General features: G+C 70.4%; 15 protein-coding genes. 5 read left to right on the top strand and 10 right to left on the bottom strand.

The window, feature by feature from the left end; all coding sequences use genetic code 11:
• Positions 1-30: 30 nt before the first annotated feature.
• Together ACZ60M_RS00620 and ACZ60M_RS00625 are read right to left on the bottom strand one after the other, a co-directional pair.
• The gene (locus ACZ60M_RS00620) at positions 31-579 is read right to left on the bottom strand and encodes a GNAT family N-acetyltransferase (RefSeq protein ID WP_465413246.1); all 549 of its coding nucleotides are present in this window, start codon (positions 577-579) and stop codon (positions 31-33) included.
• A gap of 64 nt (positions 580-643) precedes the next feature.
• Entirely contained in the window at positions 644-1,132 is a 489-nt protein-coding gene (locus tag ACZ60M_RS00625) for an Imm1 family immunity protein (RefSeq protein ID WP_465413247.1), read from the bottom strand.
• A gap of 313 nt (positions 1,133-1,445) precedes the next feature.
• On the opposite strand from ACZ60M_RS00625, the gene ACZ60M_RS00630 reads away from it, so the two are divergent.
• The gene (locus ACZ60M_RS00630) at positions 1,446-4,325 is read left to right on the top strand and encodes a BTAD domain-containing putative transcriptional regulator (protein WP_465413249.1); all 2,880 of its coding nucleotides are present in this window, start codon (positions 1,446-1,448) and stop codon (positions 4,323-4,325) included.
• Positions 4,326-4,346: 21 nt separating this feature from the next.
• Here ACZ60M_RS00630 and ACZ60M_RS00635 read toward each other — a convergent pair whose 3' ends face one another.
• The 6 genes from ACZ60M_RS00635 to ACZ60M_RS00660 form a co-directional block, all read right to left on the bottom strand.
• A complete protein-coding gene (locus tag ACZ60M_RS00635; RefSeq protein ID WP_465413251.1) occupies positions 4,347-5,144 on the bottom strand; it encodes an ABC transporter permease in 798 nt (265 codons plus the stop codon).
• The gene (locus ACZ60M_RS00640) at positions 5,141-6,097 is read right to left on the bottom strand and encodes an ATP-binding cassette domain-containing protein (protein ID WP_465413253.1); all 957 of its coding nucleotides are present in this window, start codon (positions 6,095-6,097) and stop codon (positions 5,141-5,143) included. The genes ACZ60M_RS00635 and ACZ60M_RS00640 overlap by 4 nt, the downstream gene beginning before the upstream one ends.
• Before the next feature lie 102 nt (positions 6,098-6,199).
• Positions 6,200-7,165, bottom strand: a complete 966-nt coding sequence (locus ACZ60M_RS00645; protein WP_465413254.1) for a hypothetical protein — start codon at positions 7,163-7,165, stop codon at positions 6,200-6,202.
• A 135-nt stretch (positions 7,166-7,300) separates the two neighbouring features.
• The gene (locus ACZ60M_RS00650; protein WP_465413256.1) at positions 7,301-8,236 is read right to left on the bottom strand and encodes a carbohydrate ABC transporter permease; all 936 of its coding nucleotides are present in this window, start codon (positions 8,234-8,236) and stop codon (positions 7,301-7,303) included.
• The gene (locus ACZ60M_RS00655) at positions 8,233-9,219 is read right to left on the bottom strand and encodes an ABC transporter permease (RefSeq protein ID WP_465413258.1); all 987 of its coding nucleotides are present in this window, start codon (positions 9,217-9,219) and stop codon (positions 8,233-8,235) included. The genes ACZ60M_RS00650 and ACZ60M_RS00655 overlap by 4 nt, the downstream gene beginning before the upstream one ends.
• A gap of 87 nt (positions 9,220-9,306) precedes the next feature.
• A complete protein-coding gene (locus tag ACZ60M_RS00660) occupies positions 9,307-10,992 on the bottom strand; it encodes a type 2 periplasmic-binding domain-containing protein (RefSeq protein WP_465413259.1) in 1,686 nt (561 codons plus the stop codon).
• A gap of 304 nt (positions 10,993-11,296) precedes the next feature.
• On the opposite strand from ACZ60M_RS00660, the gene ACZ60M_RS00665 reads away from it, so the two are divergent.
• From ACZ60M_RS00665 to ACZ60M_RS00675, 3 genes are all read left to right on the top strand, one after another.
• A complete protein-coding gene (locus ACZ60M_RS00665) occupies positions 11,297-12,541 on the top strand; it encodes an ROK family transcriptional regulator (protein ID WP_465413261.1) in 1,245 nt (414 codons plus the stop codon).
• A gap of 265 nt (positions 12,542-12,806) precedes the next feature.
• Positions 12,807-15,680 (top strand): glycoside hydrolase family 3 C-terminal domain-containing protein, encoded by a 2,874-nt coding sequence (locus ACZ60M_RS00670; RefSeq protein ID WP_465413263.1) that lies wholly within the window; start codon positions 12,807-12,809, stop codon positions 15,678-15,680.
• The gene (locus ACZ60M_RS00675; RefSeq protein WP_465413265.1) at positions 15,680-16,666 is read left to right on the top strand and encodes a LacI family DNA-binding transcriptional regulator; all 987 of its coding nucleotides are present in this window, start codon (positions 15,680-15,682) and stop codon (positions 16,664-16,666) included. Before ACZ60M_RS00670 ends, ACZ60M_RS00675 begins: the two co-directional genes overlap by 1 nt.
• An 81-nt stretch (positions 16,667-16,747) precedes the next feature.
• Here the strand turns inward: ACZ60M_RS00675 and ACZ60M_RS00680 are convergent, their stop codons facing one another.
• Positions 16,748-17,458 (bottom strand): M23 family metallopeptidase, encoded by a 711-nt coding sequence (locus ACZ60M_RS00680; protein ID WP_465413267.1) that lies wholly within the window; start codon positions 17,456-17,458, stop codon positions 16,748-16,750.
• Positions 17,459-17,858: 400 nt separating this feature from the next.
• Here ACZ60M_RS00680 and ACZ60M_RS00685 point away from each other — a divergent pair, with 400 nt between their 5' ends.
• Positions 17,859-19,478: an ABC-F family ATP-binding cassette domain-containing protein gene (locus ACZ60M_RS00685; RefSeq protein ID WP_465413269.1), complete on the top strand. Its 1,620-nt coding sequence runs from the start codon at positions 17,859-17,861 to the stop codon at positions 19,476-19,478.
• On the opposite strand, the gene ACZ60M_RS00690 is transcribed toward ACZ60M_RS00685, so the two are convergent.
• Positions 19,479-20,744, bottom strand: a complete 1,266-nt coding sequence (locus ACZ60M_RS00690; RefSeq protein ID WP_465413271.1) for a hypothetical protein — start codon at positions 20,742-20,744, stop codon at positions 19,479-19,481.
• Positions 20,745-20,843 lie beyond the last annotated feature (99 nt).

Below are 20,843 nucleotides of genomic sequence, written 5' to 3' on the forward strand. Positions count from 1 at the left end.
GTCTACGGCGGGAATGCCGTCAGCGGGGGACTAGCGTTCGACCGGCGCCGTCGGCGCGGGCGGGTCCGCCAGCTCGGCCAGGGTCTTCTGCCAGATCCCGACCCCGACCCACGCGCCGTGCTTGTACCCGCCGTCGCGGATGCTGCCCAGCAGCTCGAACCCGTAGCGCGCGTGCAGGGCCTCGCTGCCCGGGTTGGGCTGCGAGATCTGCGCCATCACGCTGCGGAAGCCCTGCTGCTCCAGGCGCTTCAGGAGTTCGGCGTACAGGAGCGAGCCGATGCCCAGGCCCTGGTGGTCCGGGGAGACGTAGACCGTGGACTCGGCGGTCCACGCGTACGCCTGCTTCGGCCGCCACGGGCTCGCGTACGCCAGCCCGGCCACCGCCCCGTCGTGCTCGGCGACGAGGTACGGGAAGCGCTCCTCGTTGTCGCGCAGCTGCGCCGCCCACTCCTCGGCCGTATAAGGATCGGTCCGGAAGTTGGCGTTCGAACCGGCGATGTAGTGGTTCAGGATCGCGCTGGCCGCGGGCGCGTCCCCGACCTGCGCGAATCGCACGGTCACGGCGTCACTGATGCTCATAGAGGGCAAGGGTAACCAAAGACAGGGCCGGTGCCGGGCCTCGATCCCGTCTAACGGAAGTTACTCACCACACCGTGCTCGGCCGCCACATGCAGCCCGATGGACGCAGGCCGCCCGTGGCCCGGAAGTCCTCCACCGCCCGCGCCAGGGTGCTCAAGGCGATGTGGGCGTCTGGGGGGAACGTGCTCGCCGTGTCCATGTCCCGGTAGAGCCGCAGGTGCGGGGCCTGTAGCTCGTTCGAGAACGTGACCCAGGCGCCCGGACCGTAGTCCTCGCCGCCCGGACCGTAGTACGCGAGCGCGCCGATCTCGGCGGCCTTGTCGGCGGTGATCTTGAGGCCGTGGTCGGGTCGGCCGCCGGGCTCGTACCCGGGCCGGTCGCGCACGAGCGCGGTCGCGACCTGGAGCAGGTCGGCCGCCACGATCGTCGCCACGGCGGCGGCCACGCCGTCAGGGTCCTGGGCGAGGAGGACCCGGGTTCCGTTGTCGCGGGTCTCGAGCCGGAATTCGACGCAGTAGCCGGCGATATGGGCGCCCGCGGGGCCAGCGCTCATGGGGGGTTCTCCTTCCGGGTCGTGTGACTCGGCAGTGCGGGACTGGGAATCGTTGTGGTAATCGAGACTGATCGCCATGGCGGACACCGCACCTCACATGGGGTCGTACTGTTCCGGGGTTTTGTGAACGACAGTACGTGCGCGATCGGGCCGTATGTTCGATCAGTCGGGAACACGACAGAAAAGCACCGATAAACCACTGATATGCCGTGACAACCTGTTCATGCAAGTAGCAGATTCCAATAGGGAGCCCGCGCCGCCGCTCCGCCGACCGGCTCCCGCCCGGCATCCCCAGCGCGGCAAGATAGACCGCATGCGAGTGGAGCTGCTGGGACCGTTGCGGGTGCTCGACGGGGACGGGACCGAGGTCCCGGTCCCCGCCGGACGCCAGCGCGCCCTCCTCGCACGCCTCGCCCTCGACCCCGGCCGGGCCGTGCCCGCCGCCGCCCTCATCGACGCCGTCTGGCCCGAAGCCCCGCCCGCCAACGCCAGCGGCGCCCTCCACACCCAGCTGTCGCGCCTGCGCGCACTCCTCGGCGACCGCCTCGAGAACGGCCCCGGCGGGTACCGGCTCACCGCGGTCGAAACGGATCTCGCCGCATTCGAGCACCATGCCGCGCAAGCCGAGACGGCCTCTAGAGAGGACGCCCCCGCCGCCGCCCGCACCGACGCGGAAGCCGCCCTCGCGCTCTGGCGAGGTCCGGTCCTCGCCGACCTCGACGGGTACCCGTTCGCCGAGGCCGCCCGCACGCGGCTCACGATGCGCCGCGACGCCGTCGCCGCCCTCCACCTCGACGCGAGGCTCCGCCTCGACGGCGCCGACGCGGTCCTCGCCGAACTCGCTACCCGCCACGACGCCGACGCCCTGAACGAGCCCGACGCGGCCCGGTACATGCGCGCGCTCGCCGCCGCGGGCCGCCGGGCCGAAGCGCTGGGCGTGTTCGAGGCCGTGCGGGCCAGGCTCGCCGACGAACTCGGTGTCGACCCGTCCACGGTGCTGCGCGACGCCCACCTCGACGTGCTCCGGGGCGTCGAACCGCAAGCGGCCCAGTACAAGCCGCACCGACTGCCCGAGCCTCTGACCGCGTGCATCGGCCGCGAGTCCGAGATCGCCGCCGTCACCGGCCTGCTCGCCGCGAACCGGCTCGTGACCCTCACCGGTCCGGGCGGGACCGGGAAGACCCGTCTCGCGGTCGAGACCGCGCACCGGCTGGCCGACGCGGGCCGCGACGTGCGGCTCGTGGAGCTGGCGCCCGTCGCCGACCCCGGGCGCCTGCCCGAGGTGTTCGGCGACGCGATCGGCCTCGGGGAGTCGATCCTCGCCCGCCGCAGCGACGACCCCCGGACGCGTCTCACCGACGCCCTCGCAGGGCGCGAACTCGTTCTGGCCGTGGACAATTGCGAGCACCTGGTCGACGCCGCAGCCGAGTTGCTGGCGCACCTGCTCGCCCGTGTCCCGGGCCTGCGGGTGCTCGCCACCAGCCGCGAGGCCCTCGGCATCACCGGTGAGGCCGTGCTCGGCGTCGGCCCGCTGCCGCTGCCCGAGCACGCCGGTCCGGTCGCCGATCTCCGCGCGCACGCGGCCGTCGCCCTGTTCGAGGAGCGGGCCCGCCAGAGCGACCCGGAGTTCACCGTCGACGAGTCGAATGCCGAAGCGGTCCTTCAGGTCTGCACCGCGCTCGACGGGCTCCCGCTCGCCATCGAGCTCGCCGCCGCCCGCCTGCGCGCCATGAGCCTCCCCGATCTCTCCGCGCGCCTGGACGACCGGTTCGGCCTGCTCGCGAAGGGCCCGCGTACGGCCGAGCCGCGCCAGCGGACCCTGCGCGCGGTGGTCGACTGGAGCTGGGACCTCCTCGACCCGGCCGAACGCCTCGTGCTCGCGCGCCTCTCGGTGTTCAGCGGCAGCGCCGACCTCGCCGCCGCGTGCGAGGTCTGCTCGGCCCAAGACGACGAGATCACCGGCCTGGTCGAGAAGTCGCTGGTGCAGCGCCTGCCCGGCGGCCGGTACCGGCTCCTGGAGACCGTGCGCGAGTACGCCGCCGCGCGGCTCGCCGAAGCGGGCGAGACCGCCGAACGGTACGAGCGGCACGCCGAGCACTTCGCGGACCTCGCCGAACAGGCCGAGCCGCATCTTATGCGCGCCGAGCAGGTCGACTGGTTGGACCGGCTCGGCACCGACCACGCCAACCTCTTCGCCGCGATCCGCCGGATGGTCGCCGCCGGGAACGCCCGCACCGCGTACCGCGTGATCGCGCCGCTCTCCTGGTACTGGTGGATGCGCGGCTACCGCGAGGAGGGCATGGAGCTGGCCCGGCAGGTCCGCGCGATCCCGCCGGAAGGCGGCGACGTGGACCCGCTGCACCGCGCGAAGGTCTCGATGGCCGGCAGCTGGGGCCTGTGGTCGGGGCGGTTGGACCCGGCCGAGATCGACGGGGAGTACGCTGCGGCGCAGCGCATCAGCGAGGAGCACGGCCTCTACGAGGTCGAGCCGCTGCTGCAGATGATCCCGATGATCCGGGCGATGATCGCCGGTGATGCGACCGGTCTGCGCGCGATCATGCAGGGGCTCGACGTCGAAGCGCATTCGTGGGTGCGGGGGATCGGACTCCTGTTCGTCTCGGAGTTCTCGATGCAGTCGGGCAGTCCCGAGCAGGCGGCGGCGGAGCTGGCCGAGTCGAACGCGATCTTCGAGGCGCTGGGCGAGCGGTTCGGGCTCATCCTCTCCTGGCAGGGCCTCGCGTCCGACCGCATGGCCGCCGGAGACTACGAGGGCGCCCGCGACCTGCTGCTGCGGGCGATCGCGGCCGAAGCGGAGTTCGGGGCCGACCTGGCCGACTCGGTGATCGCCGAGCACCTGTGGCGGATCGATGCCGAGCACGGGGACGACCCCGAGGCGATGCTGGCGCGGATGCGGGTGCAGCGGGAGCGGGTCGAGCTCGCAGGCAACACCGAGAACGTCCTCGCCACCCGGAACGCGGCCGCGATCTGCCTGCGCCGCATGGGAAGGCTCGACGAGGCGCTGCACGAACTGCTCGACGCCGAGGCGGACCTGCCGCGCTTCCAGGGCTTCTCGGACGTCACGATGCAGCTCTACCGGCAGCTCATCGTCCTCGCACGCGAGAAAGGCGACCCGGACCTGGAGGCCCGGGCCGCCTCGATGCTCGCGCAGAGCACCTGGCCGTTCAGTTCATAACGGCGGAGCCGTTCGAGGGGCTCAGTCTGCAAGCTTGCGGCGGTACGCCCGCAGGCTGAGCGGCACGAACACCGCGATGATCGCGGCGCACCAGCCGAAGAGCGCGAGCACTTCGCCGCCCGGGTCCCCGCCGTCGAGGAACACCCGCATCGAGTCCGCGAGGGCCGTGAGCGGGTTGATCTCGGCCCACCACTGGACCGCGCCGGGGAGCGTGTCGATCTCCACGAACACCGTGGAGGTGTACGCGAGCGGCATGAGGAGGCTGACCATCCACGTCTGGATCTGCTCCTCGCTCTTGGCGGTGAGGCCCACGAGGGCCATCGACCACGAAGCGGCGAACAGGAACAGGAGCAGCACCCCGGCGGCCGCGGCCGTGCCGAGGACGCCGCCTTCTGCGCGGTAGCCGATCGCGAACGCGACCCCGCCGACGACGAGCAGCGCCCACGCGTACTTCACCATGTCGGCGGCGACTCGCCCGGCGAGCAGCGCGAACCGCGACACGGGCATGGCGGTGAGGCGGTCGAAGACGCCGTCCTTGATGTCGCCGAACAGGCCCAGGCCCGTAGAGGTGACGGAGAAGAACAGGCCCATCGCCACGATGGTCGGCCCCGCGTACTGCAGGAAGTCCTGCCAGGACCCCATCATCTGGCCGCCCATGAAGAAGGTGATGGACAAGAGGATCATCAGCGGGATCATGAAGTAGTCGACCAGCTGCGCGGGCGCGTGCCTGATCGAGGCGAGCGTGCGGCCCGCCATCGTGGCGCACTGGGCGAGCGTCCCGCGCGTGGTCGTCCAGGTGGTTTCCGTAGTGGTCGTCATGCCGCCATCTCCTTCGCGGGTTCATTGGTCCGGTGTCCGGTGAGCTGGAGGAACACCTCGTCGAGGGTCGGTTCGTGGAGCCCGAACCCGGCCAGGTCGACCCCGGCCTGCGCGACGCGGGCCATGACGGCCTGGGCCTCGCCCGCGTGGGCGACCGGGACGATCACGGCCCCGTCCTCGGTGCGGGCCTTGACACCTACGGCCCATTCGGCGAGCTGCACGAGCTGCCCGGCGGCCTCGGGGTGCGCGGGGGACAGGCGCAGCACCTGCCCGCCCACCGCCTGTTTCAACTGCGACGGCGTGCCGGAGGCGATGACGCGGCCGGTGTCGATCACGGCGATCGAGTCGGCGAGCTGGTCGGCCTCCTCCAGGTACTGGGTGGTGAGCAGGACCGTGGTGCCCGCCGCCACGAGATCGCGCACGACTTCCCACAACCCGTTGCGGCTCTGGGGGTCGAGGCCCGTGGTCGGCTCGTCCAAGAACAAGACCTCGGGCCGCCGGACGATCGACGCGGCGAGGTCGAGGCGGCGGCGCATCCCGCCGGAGTACTTGCCCGCCGCGCGGGTCGCTGCGTGCGCGAGGTCGAACCGCTCGATGAGCTCGTTCGCGCGGGCCTTGGCCTGGCGCCGCGACGCGCCGAGGAGCCGCGCGACGAGCACGAGGTTCTGCTCGCCCGAGAGGTTCGGGTCGAGCCCGGCGTACTGGCCGGTGAGGCCGATCCGCTCGCGCACCTGTGCGGCCTGGGTGACGACGTCGAGGCCGAGGACGCGGGCGGTCCCGGAGTCGGGCTTCGCGAGCGTCGACATGACGCGGACGGCCGTGGTCTTCCCGGCCCCGTTGGGCCCGAGGACCCCGAGGACGGTGCCGGGGGCGGCGGCGAGGTCGACGCCGCTGAGGGCGTGGACCTCGCCGAAGGACTTCTTCAGTCCCCGGACTTCGATGGCGTATCGCATGGGGTGTGCCCTCCTGGTTCGCTTCCTGTGCGAACCAGCGTGCGCGCCCCGGCTTTCACTCCGGTCTCACTCGGCTTTCACTCTCCCCGCGTAGGCGAAAGCTCACGCCGGGAGGCGTGCGACGAGCGCTTCGGCGATCGCGGTCATCTCGGCTGCGGACTGCTCCTCGGTCGACGTCGTCTCGTCGAACCCGCCGAAGATCGCCGCGATGTAGCGGTGGTCGGCGCCGATGGTCCCGGCCGAGACGAGGAACCGGTCGGGCTTGCAGCAGCCCCAGCCCTGCTTGACCGCCCAGTCCATGCCCGCGGCGGCCGTCGGGATGCCGAAGGTCTGGTCGTACCCGTCCGAACCCAGCGGCGCGGTCGCCTTGAGGGCGTCGATGATGACCGTGCGGTCGTCCTCGGGCAGCTCGGCCATCACGTACTCGTAGACCCGCACCATGTCGGAGGCCGAGATCTGCACGTCGCCCCAACGGCCCCAGTCCGCCGCGGGCGTCGTGTGCTCGAGCCCCATCTTCCCCGCCAGTTCCGTGATGAGGTCGGGGCCGCCGACGACGCCCCACAGCGAGTTCGCGATCGGGTCGTCGCTGTAGCTCAGCATCGTGGCGATCTGGGCCGGGTCCGCCCCGTTCTCGAGCGCCCCGATGGCGATGAAGATCTTCGAGGTCGACATCGTGTTGTGGGTCTCGTCGGCCCGGTAGGTGAGGAGGTACTTGTCCGCGACCGAGTCGTAGAGGACGAAGCTGAAGTCGCCCTTGACACCTGTCGAGGCGATGATCTCCTCGGCGGCGAGCGCGGGCCCGGGCAGCGCCTCGAACTGCGGCGCCGCCGCCGTCCTGCCCAGGAGGACCCGGTCCGGACCGGCCAGGGCGACGACGAGTGCGATTATCAGGGCCAGGGCCGAAGCGGCGACAACCGCCGAGAGCCGCTTGCGGCGGCGCACGACGCGGATGAGCGCTTTCAGCCGCAAAGCGCGGACGAGCCTCCTCGCGTGCGGCTGCAAGCGGTCGAGGGCATTGGCGAGCGCACTGCGGGAAGCACTGACGAGGGTGTCGAGCCGTGGGTGCATACGGGACTCTTCTGAGGCGTAGGGGAAGGGCCGAGCGGCAGTCTGCATCGTAGCAATCGCCGACCGTCGAGTCAGGACGCGGAAGGGCCGCCTCCGCAGTGCGGAAGCGGCCCTTTTCACCAGGGGGAGCTGAAATCAGCCCTTAATGGCGCCGGTGATGACGGCCTTGGTGAAGTGCTTCTGGATGAACGGGTACATGATCACGATCGGGACGATCGTGCAGACGACCACGGCCATCTTCAGCGCCGAGTCCGGTGCGGCGGTCTGGTACTGGCTCACGTTCGCGGCCGCGCCGGGCAGGCCCTGCGTGGACATGAGCATGCGCTGCAGGACGACCTGGATGGGCTGGGTCTCCATGCCGGGGATGTAGAGCACGGCGGAGAAGTAGATGTTCCAGTAGCCGACCGCGTAGAACAGCGCGATGACCGCGAGGATCGCCTTCGACATCGGGAGCACGATCTTGAACAGGGTCCGGAACTCGCCCGCGCCGTCCATGCGGGCGGCGTCGAGCAGTTCGGTGGGGACGCTGTTCATGAAGAACGAGCGGAGCACGATCAGGTTGAAGGCGTTGAGCGCCATCGGCAGGATGATCGACAGGTAGCTGTCGAACAGGCCGAGCTTCTGCACCACCAGGAAGCTCGGGTACAGGCCGGGCGCGAACAGGAACGTGAAGAGCACGAGCATGAGCAGCGGCCGGTGCAGGAGCGAGCCGGGGCGGGAGAGCCCGTACGCCGCGCCGATCGACAGGACCATGCTGAGCGCGGTGCCGCCCGCCGTCAGTCCGATGGTGAGCAGGAGCGACTTGGTGAGCGCGCCGCCGTCGAAGATCTCCTGGTACGCGGCGAGACTCAGGTCGGTCGGGATCAGGAGCAGGTTGCCGCCCGCCTTGGACAGCGACTCCTCGCTGGCGAAGCTGGTGGCCACGACCGCCCAGATCGGCAGGACGATGGCCGCCGCGTAGCAGATCAGGAAGAGCGCCTTGGTGATCTTCCCGAACCACGAGGGTTCCTCGTCCCAGGCGGGGCGGGCGTTCTTCTTGCGGGGCTTGAGCTTGATGTCGGTGGCGGTCATGACTTCTGGTAGATCCCTTGCTCTCCGAGGCGGTGCGCGACGCTGTTGGCGATGAGGACGAGGATCAGTCCGATCACGCCCTTGAACAAGCCGGCCGCGGTGCCGAAGGAGGGGCCTTCGGTGCCGATGACGCTGCGGTAGTAGATGAAGGTGTCGAGCACTTCGGTGGTCTGGTAGCCGACCGCGTCGCGCTGGAGCTGGTACTGCTCGAAGCCGACCGTGAGGATGCCGCCGATGTGGAGGATCAGCAGGAGCACGATCACCGGCCGGATGCCCGGGAGGGTGATGTGCCACATGCGCCGCCACCGGCTCGCGCCGTCGACCGCAGCCGCTTCGTAGAGGCTGGGGTTGATCGAGGCGAGGGCGGCCAGGAAGATGATCATGCCCCAGCCGGCGTCCTTCCAGGCCCACTGCAGCCACGCGAGGAAGAGGAACGTGTCGGGGTTGGAGGTGAAGGTCAGGCGGTCGCCGCCGAAGCCGAGCAGCCAGTTCGAGACCAGGCCGTCGGAGCCGAGGGTCTGGACGAAGACGGTGACGACGAGGACCCAGGAGAAGAAGTACGGCAGGTACACGACCGACTGGAAGACGCTGCGGATCTTCGTCGAGACGACCGAGTGCATGAGCAGCGCGAGCACGATCGACAGCGGGAACAGGAACAGCAGGTTCGCGAAGGAGTACTTCAGCGTGTTGAGCAGTGCGGGGAGGAAGTACGGGTTGGCGAAGAGCCGCTCGAACCACGCGAAGCCCACGAGGGGGTTCTCCCAGAAGGCGCGGTGCGGGCTGTAGTCCATGAACGCGATGACGTTCCAGGCCGAGGGCCAGTAGAAGAACACGGCGAGCTGCGCGACCGCCGGGAGCGTCATGAGCAGGAGCGGCCAGTCGTGCCGCAGCCGCTGGGCCACGGTCCGCTTGCGCTTCACTATGGTGCGGCGTTCGCCCCCCGCGTTCGGGGCCGGGGGCGCTGAGGTCTGGAGTGCTGCCATCGCTTGTGAGAGTCCAGTCGGTGAGTTGCCTGTGCAGGGGACGGAAGGGCCGGGCCGCGACCGGTGGTCGCGGCCCGGCTGGGCGTCTTAGCCGTGCAGCTTGTCGTAAGCGGCGGTGTAGTGCGCGCGGGCGGCCTCGCCGCCGTTGTCGAGGAACGTCTGGACCATGTCCGGGATCGTGGAGAGGTCCGCGCGGCCGTAGGCGATGTCGTTGCACTGGTCGTTGAGGACCTGGGCCGCGGCCTTGAAGTCGGCCGGGCCCTCCACGCGCATGCCCTCGAAGATGTTGACCTCGGCGAAGTCCTTCAGGGACGCGTTGTACTCGAAGCGGGCCTGGACCATGTCGGGCACGCCGGTGATGAACTGCTGCACGTGGCCCGAGATCGTCTTGTGGTTCACCGGGGCCTGGACGACCTTGGCGCCGGACTCGGTGTAGACCGGGACGCCGTCGGCGCCGTAGTTGAAGTCCGTGCCCTCGACGCCGTAGTTCAGCAGCTCGTACTCGGTGGTGCCGAACGGAGCTGACGCGAAGTTGCAGAAGTCGAGGAACTCCTCGACCTGCTCCTTGGAGAGGTCCTTGTTGAGGAAGGTCCAGCTGTCGACGCCCTGGTTGACGTAGGCCAGCGGCTCGCGGCCCTTGGCGGTGAGCGCGCCGAGCGGGGCGATGGTGCCGGTGGCGCTCTCGGCGGCGACCTGGTCGACGAACCCCTGCCACCAGGAGATGCCGTCGAGCTGGAACAGGATCGTCCCGGCCTTGTGCAGCGCCTGGCCGTCGAGGGTGCCCGACGGGATGTCCGGGTGGATCAGCTTCTCGTCCCAGACGGTGCGGCGGAACTCGAGCCACTCGGTGAACTCGGGGCGCTCGCAGTTGTGGACGAGCTTGCCGTCGATGTACGCCCAGCCGTCGGCCGACGCGAGGCCGAACCAGGACGGGGTGTAGTAGTCGAGGCCGCCGAAGGCCCAGCGGCCGGCGGCGTCGTCGGACCAGGCGCGGGCGACGTCGAGCAGTTCTTCCACGGTGGTCGGCAGGGCGAGGCCGTCGGCCTCGAGGAGGTCGGTGCGGGCGAACACGGCGTTGCCGGGGCCGCCGGAGAACGAGCCGGGGATGCCGAAGACGCGGGCGGTCTTGGGGTCGGCCGGGTCGGTCGACCAGACCGACTGGCCCCAGGAGGCGGTCGGGAGGCCCGCGAGGAGCGGCCAGCGCTCGGAGATGTCGCCCTTCACGATGTCAGTGAGGTCGTAGAAGCTGTTGACGACGGTCTCCTGGAAGTTCGGGTGCGAGCCGATCATCCACGTGAAGAACATGATGCCGTCGCCGAACTCGTTGGCGTTGAGCCACTGCACGGAGGTCTCGGCGTAGGTCATGCCGTCGGCCTGGCGCAGGTTGACCTGGGTGCCGCCGCTGGCCTCGGTGATGGCCGCGAAGTACGGCTCGTCGCCGGAGGGGGCCTCGCCCCACATCGGGACGGTGATCTCGAACGAGCCGCTGTTGGAGGGGACCGATTCGAGGGCGGGGACCGGCTCGGGGTAGGTGGTGAAGCCGGAGGGGTGGTTCGGCGGCTCGCCGACCAGGTCGGGTTCGACCGGGAGCTTCCATTCCTTGTACTCGGGGAGGAAGTCGAAGCCGGAGGTCTCCTGGGAGTTGCCTCCGCCGGACTCGATGTCGCTGCAAGCGGCGATGACGGGAAGGCCCGCGACACCGGCGGCGCCGAGGCCCGCGGCCTTGAGCAGCGAGCGGCGCCGGAAGATCGACCCGTCTGAGGGAGTAGCCACGTTGCTGTCCTTTCGGTCGTACTGAGTTGTGAGGGTCTAACGGGGGGTCTTGTGGGGGGTCTGGCCGATAATTAGTTCGGCTATTCGATAAACTAAAGTAGCGCACGGTGACACCCGGCACAAGCCGGGGGTCAGGCGAAACGGACGCGGAATCATCACGATTCGGGAACGGCTCTTGTGGTGAAACGCTTCGCTGCGCAACGGTCAGGGACCGCCCGACGACCCCTGGTCGCGATCCACGACAATGCCAACTGGCGACTCACAAGCGTCGCCGAGGGGTCCGGCACTTGCACAGGAGGAACACATGGCGATGCGCATAGCGTCGAAGTCGGCCGGGACCGTCGGCGAGGACGCGCACGGCAGGGCCAAGCGCGCCGACTTCACGGACGTGCGGGCCAACAACCTCGGCTTCGTGCTGCGCCAGGTCCGCGCCGAAGGCCGCTGCTCCCGTGCGGATCTGGCCGCGAAGACCGGGCTGAACAAGGCCACGGTCTCCTCGCTCGTGGCCGAGCTCATCGAGCGGCGCGTCCTGCGCGAGTCCGGTTCGGTCATCGGCAACATCGGCCGCCCCGCGGTGCTGCTCAGCGTCGACACCGGCTACTACGCCTCGCTCGGCGTGGAGGTCAATGTGGACTACATGACCCTCGTCGCCGTGGACCTCGCCGGGAACCGGCTCCTGTCCTGGCGCCGCGCCCACGACGGCGCCGGGTCGACCCCCGGCCGCTCGGTCTCGGCGCTCGCGGGCCTCGCCAAGCGCGCGGTCGACAAGATGGACTCCGAAGGGCGCCAGATCCTCGGGCTCGCCGTCGCCGTCCCCGGCATGATCGACAACGACGGCGTCGTGCAGCGCGCGCCGATGCTCGGCTGGGACGAGTTCGACCTCACCGGCCGCCTGCGCCAGGCCATGCGCGACCCCAAGTACGCCGTGACCGCCGACAACGACGCCAACCTCGGCGCGGTCGCCGAGCAGCGCTTCGGCTCCTGGGCCGGGGTGTCCAACATGATCTACCTGACCGGTGAGATCGGACTCGGCGCGGGCCTCATCGTCGACGGCGAACTGCGCCGCGGCGCAACGGGTTTCGCGGGCGAGATCGGCAACCTCCTCATCGACGTGGACGGCCGCGTCGGCCGCGTCGAGGACATGGCGGGCATCAGTGCCGTCCTCAAGGCACTGTCCGAATCGGACGACATCGCCGGAGCGGAAGTCGAGGCCGAGGTCGAGGACGTGGTCACCCGCGCCCGCGCCGAGGAACCCGAGGTCATCGAGGCCCTGGACCGCATCGGCCGCTCGCTCGGGGCGGGCATCGCGCTCGCCGTCGACCTGCTCAACCCGGAGGCGGTCGTCCTCGGCGGCCACTACCAGGCGCTGAGCCCCTGGGTCGGCCCGGCCGCCGAACGCGAGCTCGCCGCCCGCACCCACGCCTCCGGCGCGGGCGGGGCCGAGATCGTCGTCTCCGCGCTCGGCCACGAGGCCCCCGCGCTCGGCGCGGCCACGGGCATCCTCAACGACATCGACGCCGGGAGGATGCCCACGCCGATGGGCTCCTAGTGCGTCTGTTTCACGATTGTTACCCCGTCCGTTTCCGCAGGCAGCACGCCTGCGGAACGGGCGAAACCCGTCATTCGAGCACGCTGTCGCACCCCACCCGGCTTGACTCCGGTCACAGCTGAGGTGTAGAAATCTTGCATCCTCAATCGAAGCGCTTCGACAAGACTGTTTCCGAAAAGCCGCCAAGGCGGTAATCGACCGGTCATCGAAGCGCTTCGACGGGCCCCTTCACACGACAGCGACGTCCCAGCAAGGAAGTCAACCCATGAGCGATCACGACCCGCGCCCCGCCTTCCGCGACCCGAGCCTCCCGCGCGCCGAGCGCGTCGCCGACCTCCTCTCGCGTCTCACCCTCGACGAGAAGATCGGCCTCCTCCACCAGTACCACCGCCCGGCCGAACGCCTCGGCATGGGCCCCTTCAAGACCGGCACCGAAGCGCTGCACGGTCTCGCGTGGCTCGGTGAGGCCACGGTCTTCCCGCAGGTGGTCGCCCTGGGCGCGACCTGGAACCCCGAGCTCGTGGAGCAGGTCGGCGCGGCCGTCGCCGACGAGGTGCTCGCCTTCAACCACGACGACCCGGTCAAGGTCGGCCGCAACGTGTGGGCCCCCACCGTCAACCCCCTGCGCGACCCTCGCTGGGGCCGCAACGAAGAGGGCTACTCCGAGGACGCCGGCATGACCGGCCTCATGGGCGCCGCCTACGCGCGCGGCCTCAAGGGCGACAACGGCTCTGCTTCTGGAGACGGCGTCTGGAAGACCGCCCCCACCGTCAAGCACTTCCTGGCGTACGGCAACGAGGCCGACCGCTGCACCACCTCCTCGAACATGCCGCCGCGGGTCCTCCGCGAGTACGAGTTCGCCGCCCACCGCCCGGCACTGGCGAGCGGCGACGCGGTCGCGGTCATGCTCTCGTACAACCTCGTGAACGGCCGCCCCGCGCACGTCACCCCCCTCGTCAACGATGAACTGCGCACGTGGACCGACGACGAGGTCTTCATCGTCTCGGACGCATACGCGCCCAACAACCTCGCGATCCTCCAGGGCTACTTCGAAGACCTCCCGACCGCGTACGCCGCGGCCGTGAAGGCCGGGCTCGACTCCTTCACCCAGGACGACCTGGACTCCCGCGGCGTCCTCGTCCACGTCGAGACCGCCCTCGAGCGGGGCCTGCTCGACGAGGGCGACATCGACACGGCCGTGCGCCGCAACCTCCACGTGCGGTTCGGCCTCGGCGAGTTCGACCCCGAGGACCCGTACGCGCACATCGGCCCCGAGGCGGTCAACTCGCCCGAGCACCAGGCGCTCGCCCGCGAGGCCGCGACCCAGTCGGTCACGCTCCTGAAGAACGACGGCGTCCTGCCCCTGCTGCGCCCCGGAAAACCGTCCCCCAAGAAGATCGCGGTCGTCGGCCCGTTCGCCGACCTCCAGATGCAGGACTGGTACTCCGGGACCCTCCCGTATTCGGTCACCGCACGCCAGGCCCTCGCCGAACGAGCCGAGGTCGTCTACTGCGAAGGCGTCGACCGCATCCGCCTGCGCCACAAGAGCGGCTACGTCACCGCCGTCGAGGACGGCAAGGCCCTCGACATCACCGACACCACCGGCGCGGCCGCCCAGTTCGACCTGTTCGACTGGGGCGGCTGGTCCTACACCGCGCGCAACGCCGCCACCGGCCTCTACGTGGACGGCCGCCTCGACGGGACCGTCGGCGCCGACTCGGTCGGCCCGCACGAGTTCGACGTGCACGAGACCTTCCGCATCGTCGAGCTCGAAGGCGGCAAGGTCGCCGTCCAGCAGATCCACCGCGCCGAAGGCGCCGGGGCCGGAAAGTGGTTCGCCCTCCAGGACACCCGGATCGTCCTGAGCGACAACCGAGCCGACGCCGCCGAGTTCGACTTCGAGTTCGTCTCCAAGGGCGCCGAGAAGGCCGTCGAGCTCGCCCGCGACGCCGACGTCGTCATCGCCGTCCTCGGCGACCACCCGCTCGTCAACGGCCGCGAGACCGAGGACCGCACCGACCTGCGCCTCCCCGACGCCCAGGAATGGCTCCTGCGCCACGTCCACGAGGCGAACCCGAATACGATCCTCGTCATGTCCTCCTCCTACCCCTACGCCGCCAACTGGGCCGCCAAGCACGCGCGCGCCGTGGTGTGGTCGGGCCACGGGGGCCAGGAGTGGGGCAATGCGCTCGCCGATGTGCTCTACGGCGACCGCGACCCCGAGGGCCGCCTCCCGCAGACCTGGTACACCGACGCGGCCGAGCTGCCAGCGATGCTCGACTACGACATCGTGGCCTCCGACGCGACCTACCTCTACTATCTCGGCCAGCCGCTCTACCCGTTCGGGCACGGGCTGTCCTATGCGGACTTCAAGTACGCGAACCTGAAGGCCGACAAGGCGCACGCCGGGCCGGGCGACGAACTGAACGTCCACGTCGATGTCACCAACACCAGCGACCGGGACGGCGTCGAGGTCGTGCAGCTCTACACGCACCAGTGCGGCTCCCGCGTCAAGCAGCCGCTGCGCCAGCTGCGCCGCTTCGAGAAGGTCCGCCTCGCCGCGGGCGAGACCCGCACCGTCGCCTTCACCGTCCCCGTGGCGGAACTCGCCCACTGGGACAACGTCACCGACCGCATGATCGTGGAGAAGTCCCGCCAGCGCCTCATGGTCGGCCGCTCCGCCACGGACATCGTCCTGTCCGCGTCGGTCCGCGTAGACGGCACCACGGTCGGTGCCCGCGACCTCTCGAAGCCCTTGGCCGCCACCGCGAACGACCTCTACGAGGGCGTTCTGTGGCGCGACGAGGACCGCACTTCGGGCGACGTGATCGCCGCCGAGGAAGCGGGCGGCTGGATCATGCTGGGCGACTGCGACTTCGACCCCGAGTACTCCACTGTGACCGCTCGCGTGGCGGGCCACGCCTCCCAGATCACGCTGCGCGTCGACGACCCGCTCGACGGCGACGTGCTCGCCAAGATCGACACCCCGGCCACCGACGGCGTCTACGACTACACCGACGCCACCGTCGAACTCGGCCGCATCGAAGGCGTCAAGGACCTGTACGTGACCTTCGAGTCGGGGCCCGTCCGCCTCGCCTCCCTCAGCTTCTCTTCTGAGCAGAGCGGCCGGGAGTCCTGATGGCGGGCCGAGGCGTCACGATCGCCGACGTCGCGTCCCGCGCGGGCGTCGCCGCCAGCACCGTCTCCTATGTGCTGAGCGGGAAGCGGTCGATCTCCCCGGAGACCGCCGACCGCGTCATGGCGGCCGTGGCCGACCTCGGCTACCACCCGCACGCCGGGGCGCGGTCGCTCGCCTCCCGGCGGGCGGGGGTCATCGCGATGATGCTCCCGCTGCGCGAGGGCATGCACCTGCCGGTGCTCATGCAGTTCGCGTCCGGGGCCGTCACCGAGGCCCGCCGCCACGACCAGGACGTGCTCCTCATGACCGCCGACGAAGGCCCGTCCGGGCTCGCCCGGGTCGCCGCCTCGGCCATTGTGGACGGCCTCATCCTCATGGACGTCGAGCTGGCCGACCCGCGCGTGGACGCCTTGCGCCGCTTGGGACTCCCGAGCGTCCTCCTCGGCATCCCCGAGGACCCCGAAGGCCTCACCTGCGTGGACCTCGACTTCACGGCCGCGGGCCGCGTCTGCGTCGACTACCTGGCGCAGCGCGGCTGCGGCGACGTGGTCCTGCTCGGCGCGCCCGAAGCGGTCTACGCCCGCCGCACCAGCTTCGCCCTGCGCGTCCGCGACGGGTTCCTCGGCCGCGGCGGCCCCAGCGCCGAGGCCTGGGCCTGCCCCGAGGACCCGGTCTCGGTGCAGCGCACCGTGAAAGAACTCCTCGCGGCCAAACCGGACCTCACCGGCCTGGCCGTCCACAACGAACCGGCGGTCGGCCACGTCATGCACGCCCTCGCCGACGCGGGCAAGCGCGTGGGGGAGGACTTCCACGTGGTCGTCATCGGCCCCGACGAGGTCGCCGAGCGCACCCACCCGCAGCTGCCGTCCGTGCTCATCCCGGCCGAGGTCATGGCCGAGACCGCCGTGCGGCACCTGACGCGCAAGCTCGACGGCCTCGACGTCCCCGCCCTGACCCTCCTGGAACCGCAGCTCACGTTGCGCTAGAACGAAAGACGGCGGCCTAGGGGAGATGAACCCTAGGCCGCCGCCGCATATTTACTTATAGGAGAGAGCAAAGCCGTAGGACTAGCCGACGCTCACGCCCTGCTCTTCGAGCCAGGCGAGGGAGTCGACCTTCTCGCCGTCGAGCAGCACCTCGAAGTGCAGGTGCGGCCCGGTCGAGTTGCCCGTGGTGCCCGCGAGGATGATCGAGTCGCCCTTGGCGACCTCGTCGCCGACGCTCACCAGGACCTCGGAGGCGTGCGCGTAGCGCGTCTCGATCCCGTTCCCGTGGTCGACGTAGACCACGTTGCCGTAGCCGCCCGCCTCGTAGCCCACGTAGGTCACGGTGCCGGCGCCGACGACCGAGATCTCGTCGCCCTCGTTGTTGGCGAAGTCGGTGCCGCCGTGCAGGGAGCCGTTGCGCATCCCGTAGTAGGACGTGATCGACGCGTCCGAAGGAGCCGTCCACGGGTTCGCGGCCTCGGCGGCCTCCGCGGCGGCGCGCTCGGCCTCTTCAGCGGCCACACGGGCCGCCTCAGCTGCCGCGGCCTCTTCGGCGGCCTTCTTCGCGGCCGCCTCCTCAGCGGCCTTCTGCTCGGCCGCCGCGCGCTCGGCCTGCTCGGCCTTCCACTCGGTCTCCATCCCGGCGAGGACGGTGTCGACCTGCCAGTCGGTCTGCACGACCGTGTCGTTCTGCTGCTCTTCCGCCTCGGCGGCCTGCGCCGCTGCGTTCTGCCCCGAAAGGGCGGCGAGCCCGGAGCCGATGAGGATCGCTGCGGCGAGCCCACCGTTCACGAAACGCCAACTGTGACGTTCGCGACGGATACGGCGGCGCCTACGAGCGGCCCGGAGTCGGCGGCTGGTCATTTCTCTGCCAGCAGATTCGCTGGTGTCGTCATGTTTGCCCATAGCGCCGGGAAACCTAACAGACCCGAAATGGACAACAAGCCCACGACCAGGCGATACAACGCCCAAACTGGTCCCCTTGCGGAAGAGGTCGGCACCCCGGGGCGGCCGCGCCTCCACCGAACGGTGGATATTGAACACGGATTGTGACCGTGCGCCTCCTCATGGTGGCACCGACCATATCGACATGACCGTGACGTACGACGCCGCCTAAACTTGGAAAGTCTGCGGCAAATCTGCCGCCTCACCGGTCGCCGTTTCCGGCCGCCATCGCCTGAAGGAGTGCCCCATGATCACCGCCACCGGTCTTGAGCTGCGCGCCGGTTCGCGCATCCTCCTGTCCGGGGCCGATCTGCGGATCCAGCCCGGCGACAGGATCGGCCTCGTCGGACGCAACGGCGCCGGCAAGACCACCACCATGAACGTCCTCGCGGGCCTCACCCAGCCCTACTCGGGGAAGATCGAGAACAACGGCCCCTTCGGGTACCTCCCGCAGGACCCGCGCTTCGCCGACCTCTCCCAGACCGCGTCCAACCGCGTCCTCTCCGCACGAGGCCTCGACCAGCTCATCGCCGACCTCGCCAAGACCGAGGCCGCGCTCGCCGAGGTCGCCGACGACGCCAAACGCGACAAGCTCGTCAACCGCTACTCGCGCCTCGAAGAGCAGTTCTCCGCCCGCGGCGGCTACCAGGCCGAGTCCGAGGCCGCCCGCATCTGCTCCAAGCTCGGCCTCGAGGACCGCATCCTCGCCCAGCCGCTCGAGACCCTCTCCGGCGGTCAGCGCCGCCGCGTCGAACTCGCCCGCATCCTCTTCTCCGACGACGGCGACGGCATCCTCCTGCTCGACGAGCCCACCAACCACCTCGACGCCGACTCCATCAACTGGCTCCGCGGCTTCCTCGCCGGGCACAAGGGCGGCCTCGTCCTCATCACCCACGACGTCGAACTGCTCGACGAGGTCGTCAACACCGTCTGGTTCCTCGACCCCACCCGCTCGGTCATCGACGCCTACAGCCTCGGCTGGAAGGCCTACCAGCGCCAGCGGGCCGAAGACGCCGAACGCCGCCGCCGCGAGCGCGCCAACGCCGAGAAGAAGGCCGCCACCCTCACCAAGCAGGCCGCGAAGCTCGGCGCGAAGGCCACGAAAGCCAAGGCCGCCAAGGGGATGATCCGCCGCGCCGAGGAAATGCTCGACAACCTCGAAGAGGACCTGCTGCAGGAGAAGGTGGCGGACGTGCGGCTCCCGCAGCCCGCCCCGTGCGGCAAGGTCCCGCTCACCGCCTCCGGCCTCTCCAAGTCCTACGGCTCGCTCGAGATCTTCACCGGCGTCGACCTCGCCATCGACCGCGGCTCCCGCGTCGTCATCCTCGGCCTCAACGGCGCGGGCAAGACCACGCTGCTGCGGATGCTCGCCGGGACCCTCGAACCCGACACGGGCCAGGTCGAACCCGGCTACGGCCTGCGCATCGGCTACTTCGCGCAGGAGCACGACACGCTCGACCACACCGGCACGGTGCTGGAGCAGATGCAGTCGGCCGCTTCCGATTCGGGCTCGGACCTGCCGGACGCGGACCTGCGGAAGATCCTGGGCGCGTTCCTGTTCCCCGGCGACGACGTGCACAAGCCCGTGCACGTGCTCTCGGGCGGGGAGAAGACGCGGCTCGCGCTGGCGAGCCTGGTGTGCTCGGGCGCGAACGTGCTGCTGCTCGACGAGCCCACGAACAACCTCGACCCGGCGAGCCGCCAGCAGGTGCTCGACGCGGTCGACGGCTTCACCGGCGCGATCGTCATGGTCACCCACGACCCGGGCGCGGTCCAGGCTTTGCGGCCTGAGCGCGCGATCCTGCTCCCCGACGGCGACGAGGACCTGTGGTCCGACGACCTGATGGAACTGGTCGAGCTGGCGTAATCAGCCCGAGTACATCAGCACGATCGCCGCGCAGGCGCCCGCTGCCGCGGTCACCAGGGGCACGCGCACCGAGCGGGTGCGCGGCGCTCCGGGTTTCCCTGCGGCGTCGGCGCCGTAGATCCGCGGGGCGGTCGCGGCGACGATCAGCCACGGGCACAAGGCGATCCAGCCGTACTCGGGCTGCTCGGGGTTCGAGCCGCTGAGCGGGGCGATCATGAGCGCCAGCAGCGGCCCGATCATGAGCGGCCACGCCGCGCTCGACCCGAAGCGCCGCAGGCTCTCGATGACCGCCGGGCCGCAGGCCACGCACACGAGCGCGGGCATCAGCAGGAGCCACCACAGCTGCCCCGGGTGCGCGGCGATCTCGCCGATCGCCGCGTTGTAGGTGTCGACGAGCCCGTACGGCCACGAGTTCCCCAGCGTCGCGGCCAGCGCGAGCACCGCCAGCGCCGAGGCCGCCGCGATGAGGATCTGCGCGGACCGGCGCCGCGCGTAGAACAGGCACAGCAGCGACACCGCGAACCAGGCCGCGCCGTACGAGAGCAGCGCCGCGATGCCGAGCAGGCCGCCGGCGGCCGCGGCGCCCCAGAACGCGTCCGCGCCGCGGACCTTCCGCTCCGAGACGACCGCGCCGCACGCGAGCACGGCCGCGCACGCGGCCGCCGAGATCCCGTCGATGCCGAGCGTGGTCCAGGCCGCCCACGGCCCGAGGATGAGCACGGGCGAGAGCGCCCGCGCCGCAACGGGTCCGGCCACCGATTTGACGGCGACGAGCGTCAGCGGCACCGCCAGGCACGAGATCGCGACGACGGTGATCGCCAGGCCCGCCTGCGATCCGGTGTACGAGACCAGGAGCGCGACGGCCTGCCGCGCCCCGGCGGTCGCCGTCGTCATCGTCGTGGGGTCCACATTGGTGTGCAGGGCCCCGGCCCACGCGATCGCGGCCAGGTACGACAGCACCAGCAGCGTGTTCCAGGACATGCGCGCGGCGACGGGCCGCGAGGCGACCGCGAGCACCGCCGCGGCCGTCAGCGGCGCGACGACCATCCCGGCGGTGACGTGGAACTGCAGGTCCTGGGCGGGCCACCAGGGGAGGGTCGCGGGGCCGACCACTTCGGACGAGGTCTCGACCGCGACCGACGCCAGCGTCAAGGTGGCGACGAGCAGCGTGATCCAGATGCCGACGTCCCGCAGGCGCGCATGGCGCCGCCGGGCCGGGTCGAGGGCGTCGACCCGGTCGGTGAATGAGGTCTGCGGTGCGGTCACGTTACGAAACTATCGGGTATCCGACACAAGCGACCGCCGGGCGAGAAAACTCCGGCAAACTTCACAACGCACCTTCATTACCCTCCGTGCATAGGAAAG

This window comes from Glycomyces sp. NPDC050141 (assembly GCF_055586545.1).

What these genes read in the sequence shown, in the direction of transcription:
- ACZ60M_RS00620 (WP_465413246.1), bottom strand. Translation starts at nt 579, where the DNA reads ATGAGCATCAGTGACGCCGTGACCGTGCGATTCGCGCAGGTCGGGGAC.
- ACZ60M_RS00625 (WP_465413247.1), bottom strand. Translation starts at nt 1,132, where the DNA reads ATGAGCGCTGGCCCCGCGGGCGCCCATATCGCCGGCTACTGCGTCGAA.
- ACZ60M_RS00630 (WP_465413249.1), top strand. Translation starts at nt 1,446, where the DNA reads ATGCGAGTGGAGCTGCTGGGACCGTTGCGGGTGCTCGACGGGGACGGG.
- ACZ60M_RS00635 (WP_465413251.1), bottom strand. Translation starts at nt 5,144, where the DNA reads ATGACGACCACTACGGAAACCACCTGGACGACCACGCGCGGGACGCTC.
- ACZ60M_RS00640 (WP_465413253.1), bottom strand. Translation starts at nt 6,097, where the DNA reads ATGCGATACGCCATCGAAGTCCGGGGACTGAAGAAGTCCTTCGGCGAG.
- ACZ60M_RS00645 (WP_465413254.1), bottom strand. Translation starts at nt 7,165, where the DNA reads ATGCACCCACGGCTCGACACCCTCGTCAGTGCTTCCCGCAGTGCGCTC.
- ACZ60M_RS00650 (WP_465413256.1), bottom strand. Translation starts at nt 8,236, where the DNA reads ATGACCGCCACCGACATCAAGCTCAAGCCCCGCAAGAAGAACGCCCGC.
- ACZ60M_RS00655 (WP_465413258.1), bottom strand. Translation starts at nt 9,219, where the DNA reads ATGGCAGCACTCCAGACCTCAGCGCCCCCGGCCCCGAACGCGGGGGGC.
- ACZ60M_RS00665 (WP_465413261.1), top strand. Translation starts at nt 11,297, where the DNA reads ATGGCGATGCGCATAGCGTCGAAGTCGGCCGGGACCGTCGGCGAGGAC.
- ACZ60M_RS00670 (WP_465413263.1), top strand. Translation starts at nt 12,807, where the DNA reads ATGAGCGATCACGACCCGCGCCCCGCCTTCCGCGACCCGAGCCTCCCG.
- ACZ60M_RS00675 (WP_465413265.1), top strand. Translation starts at nt 15,680, where the DNA reads ATGGCGGGCCGAGGCGTCACGATCGCCGACGTCGCGTCCCGCGCGGGC.
- ACZ60M_RS00685 (WP_465413269.1), top strand. Translation starts at nt 17,859, where the DNA reads ATGATCACCGCCACCGGTCTTGAGCTGCGCGCCGGTTCGCGCATCCTC.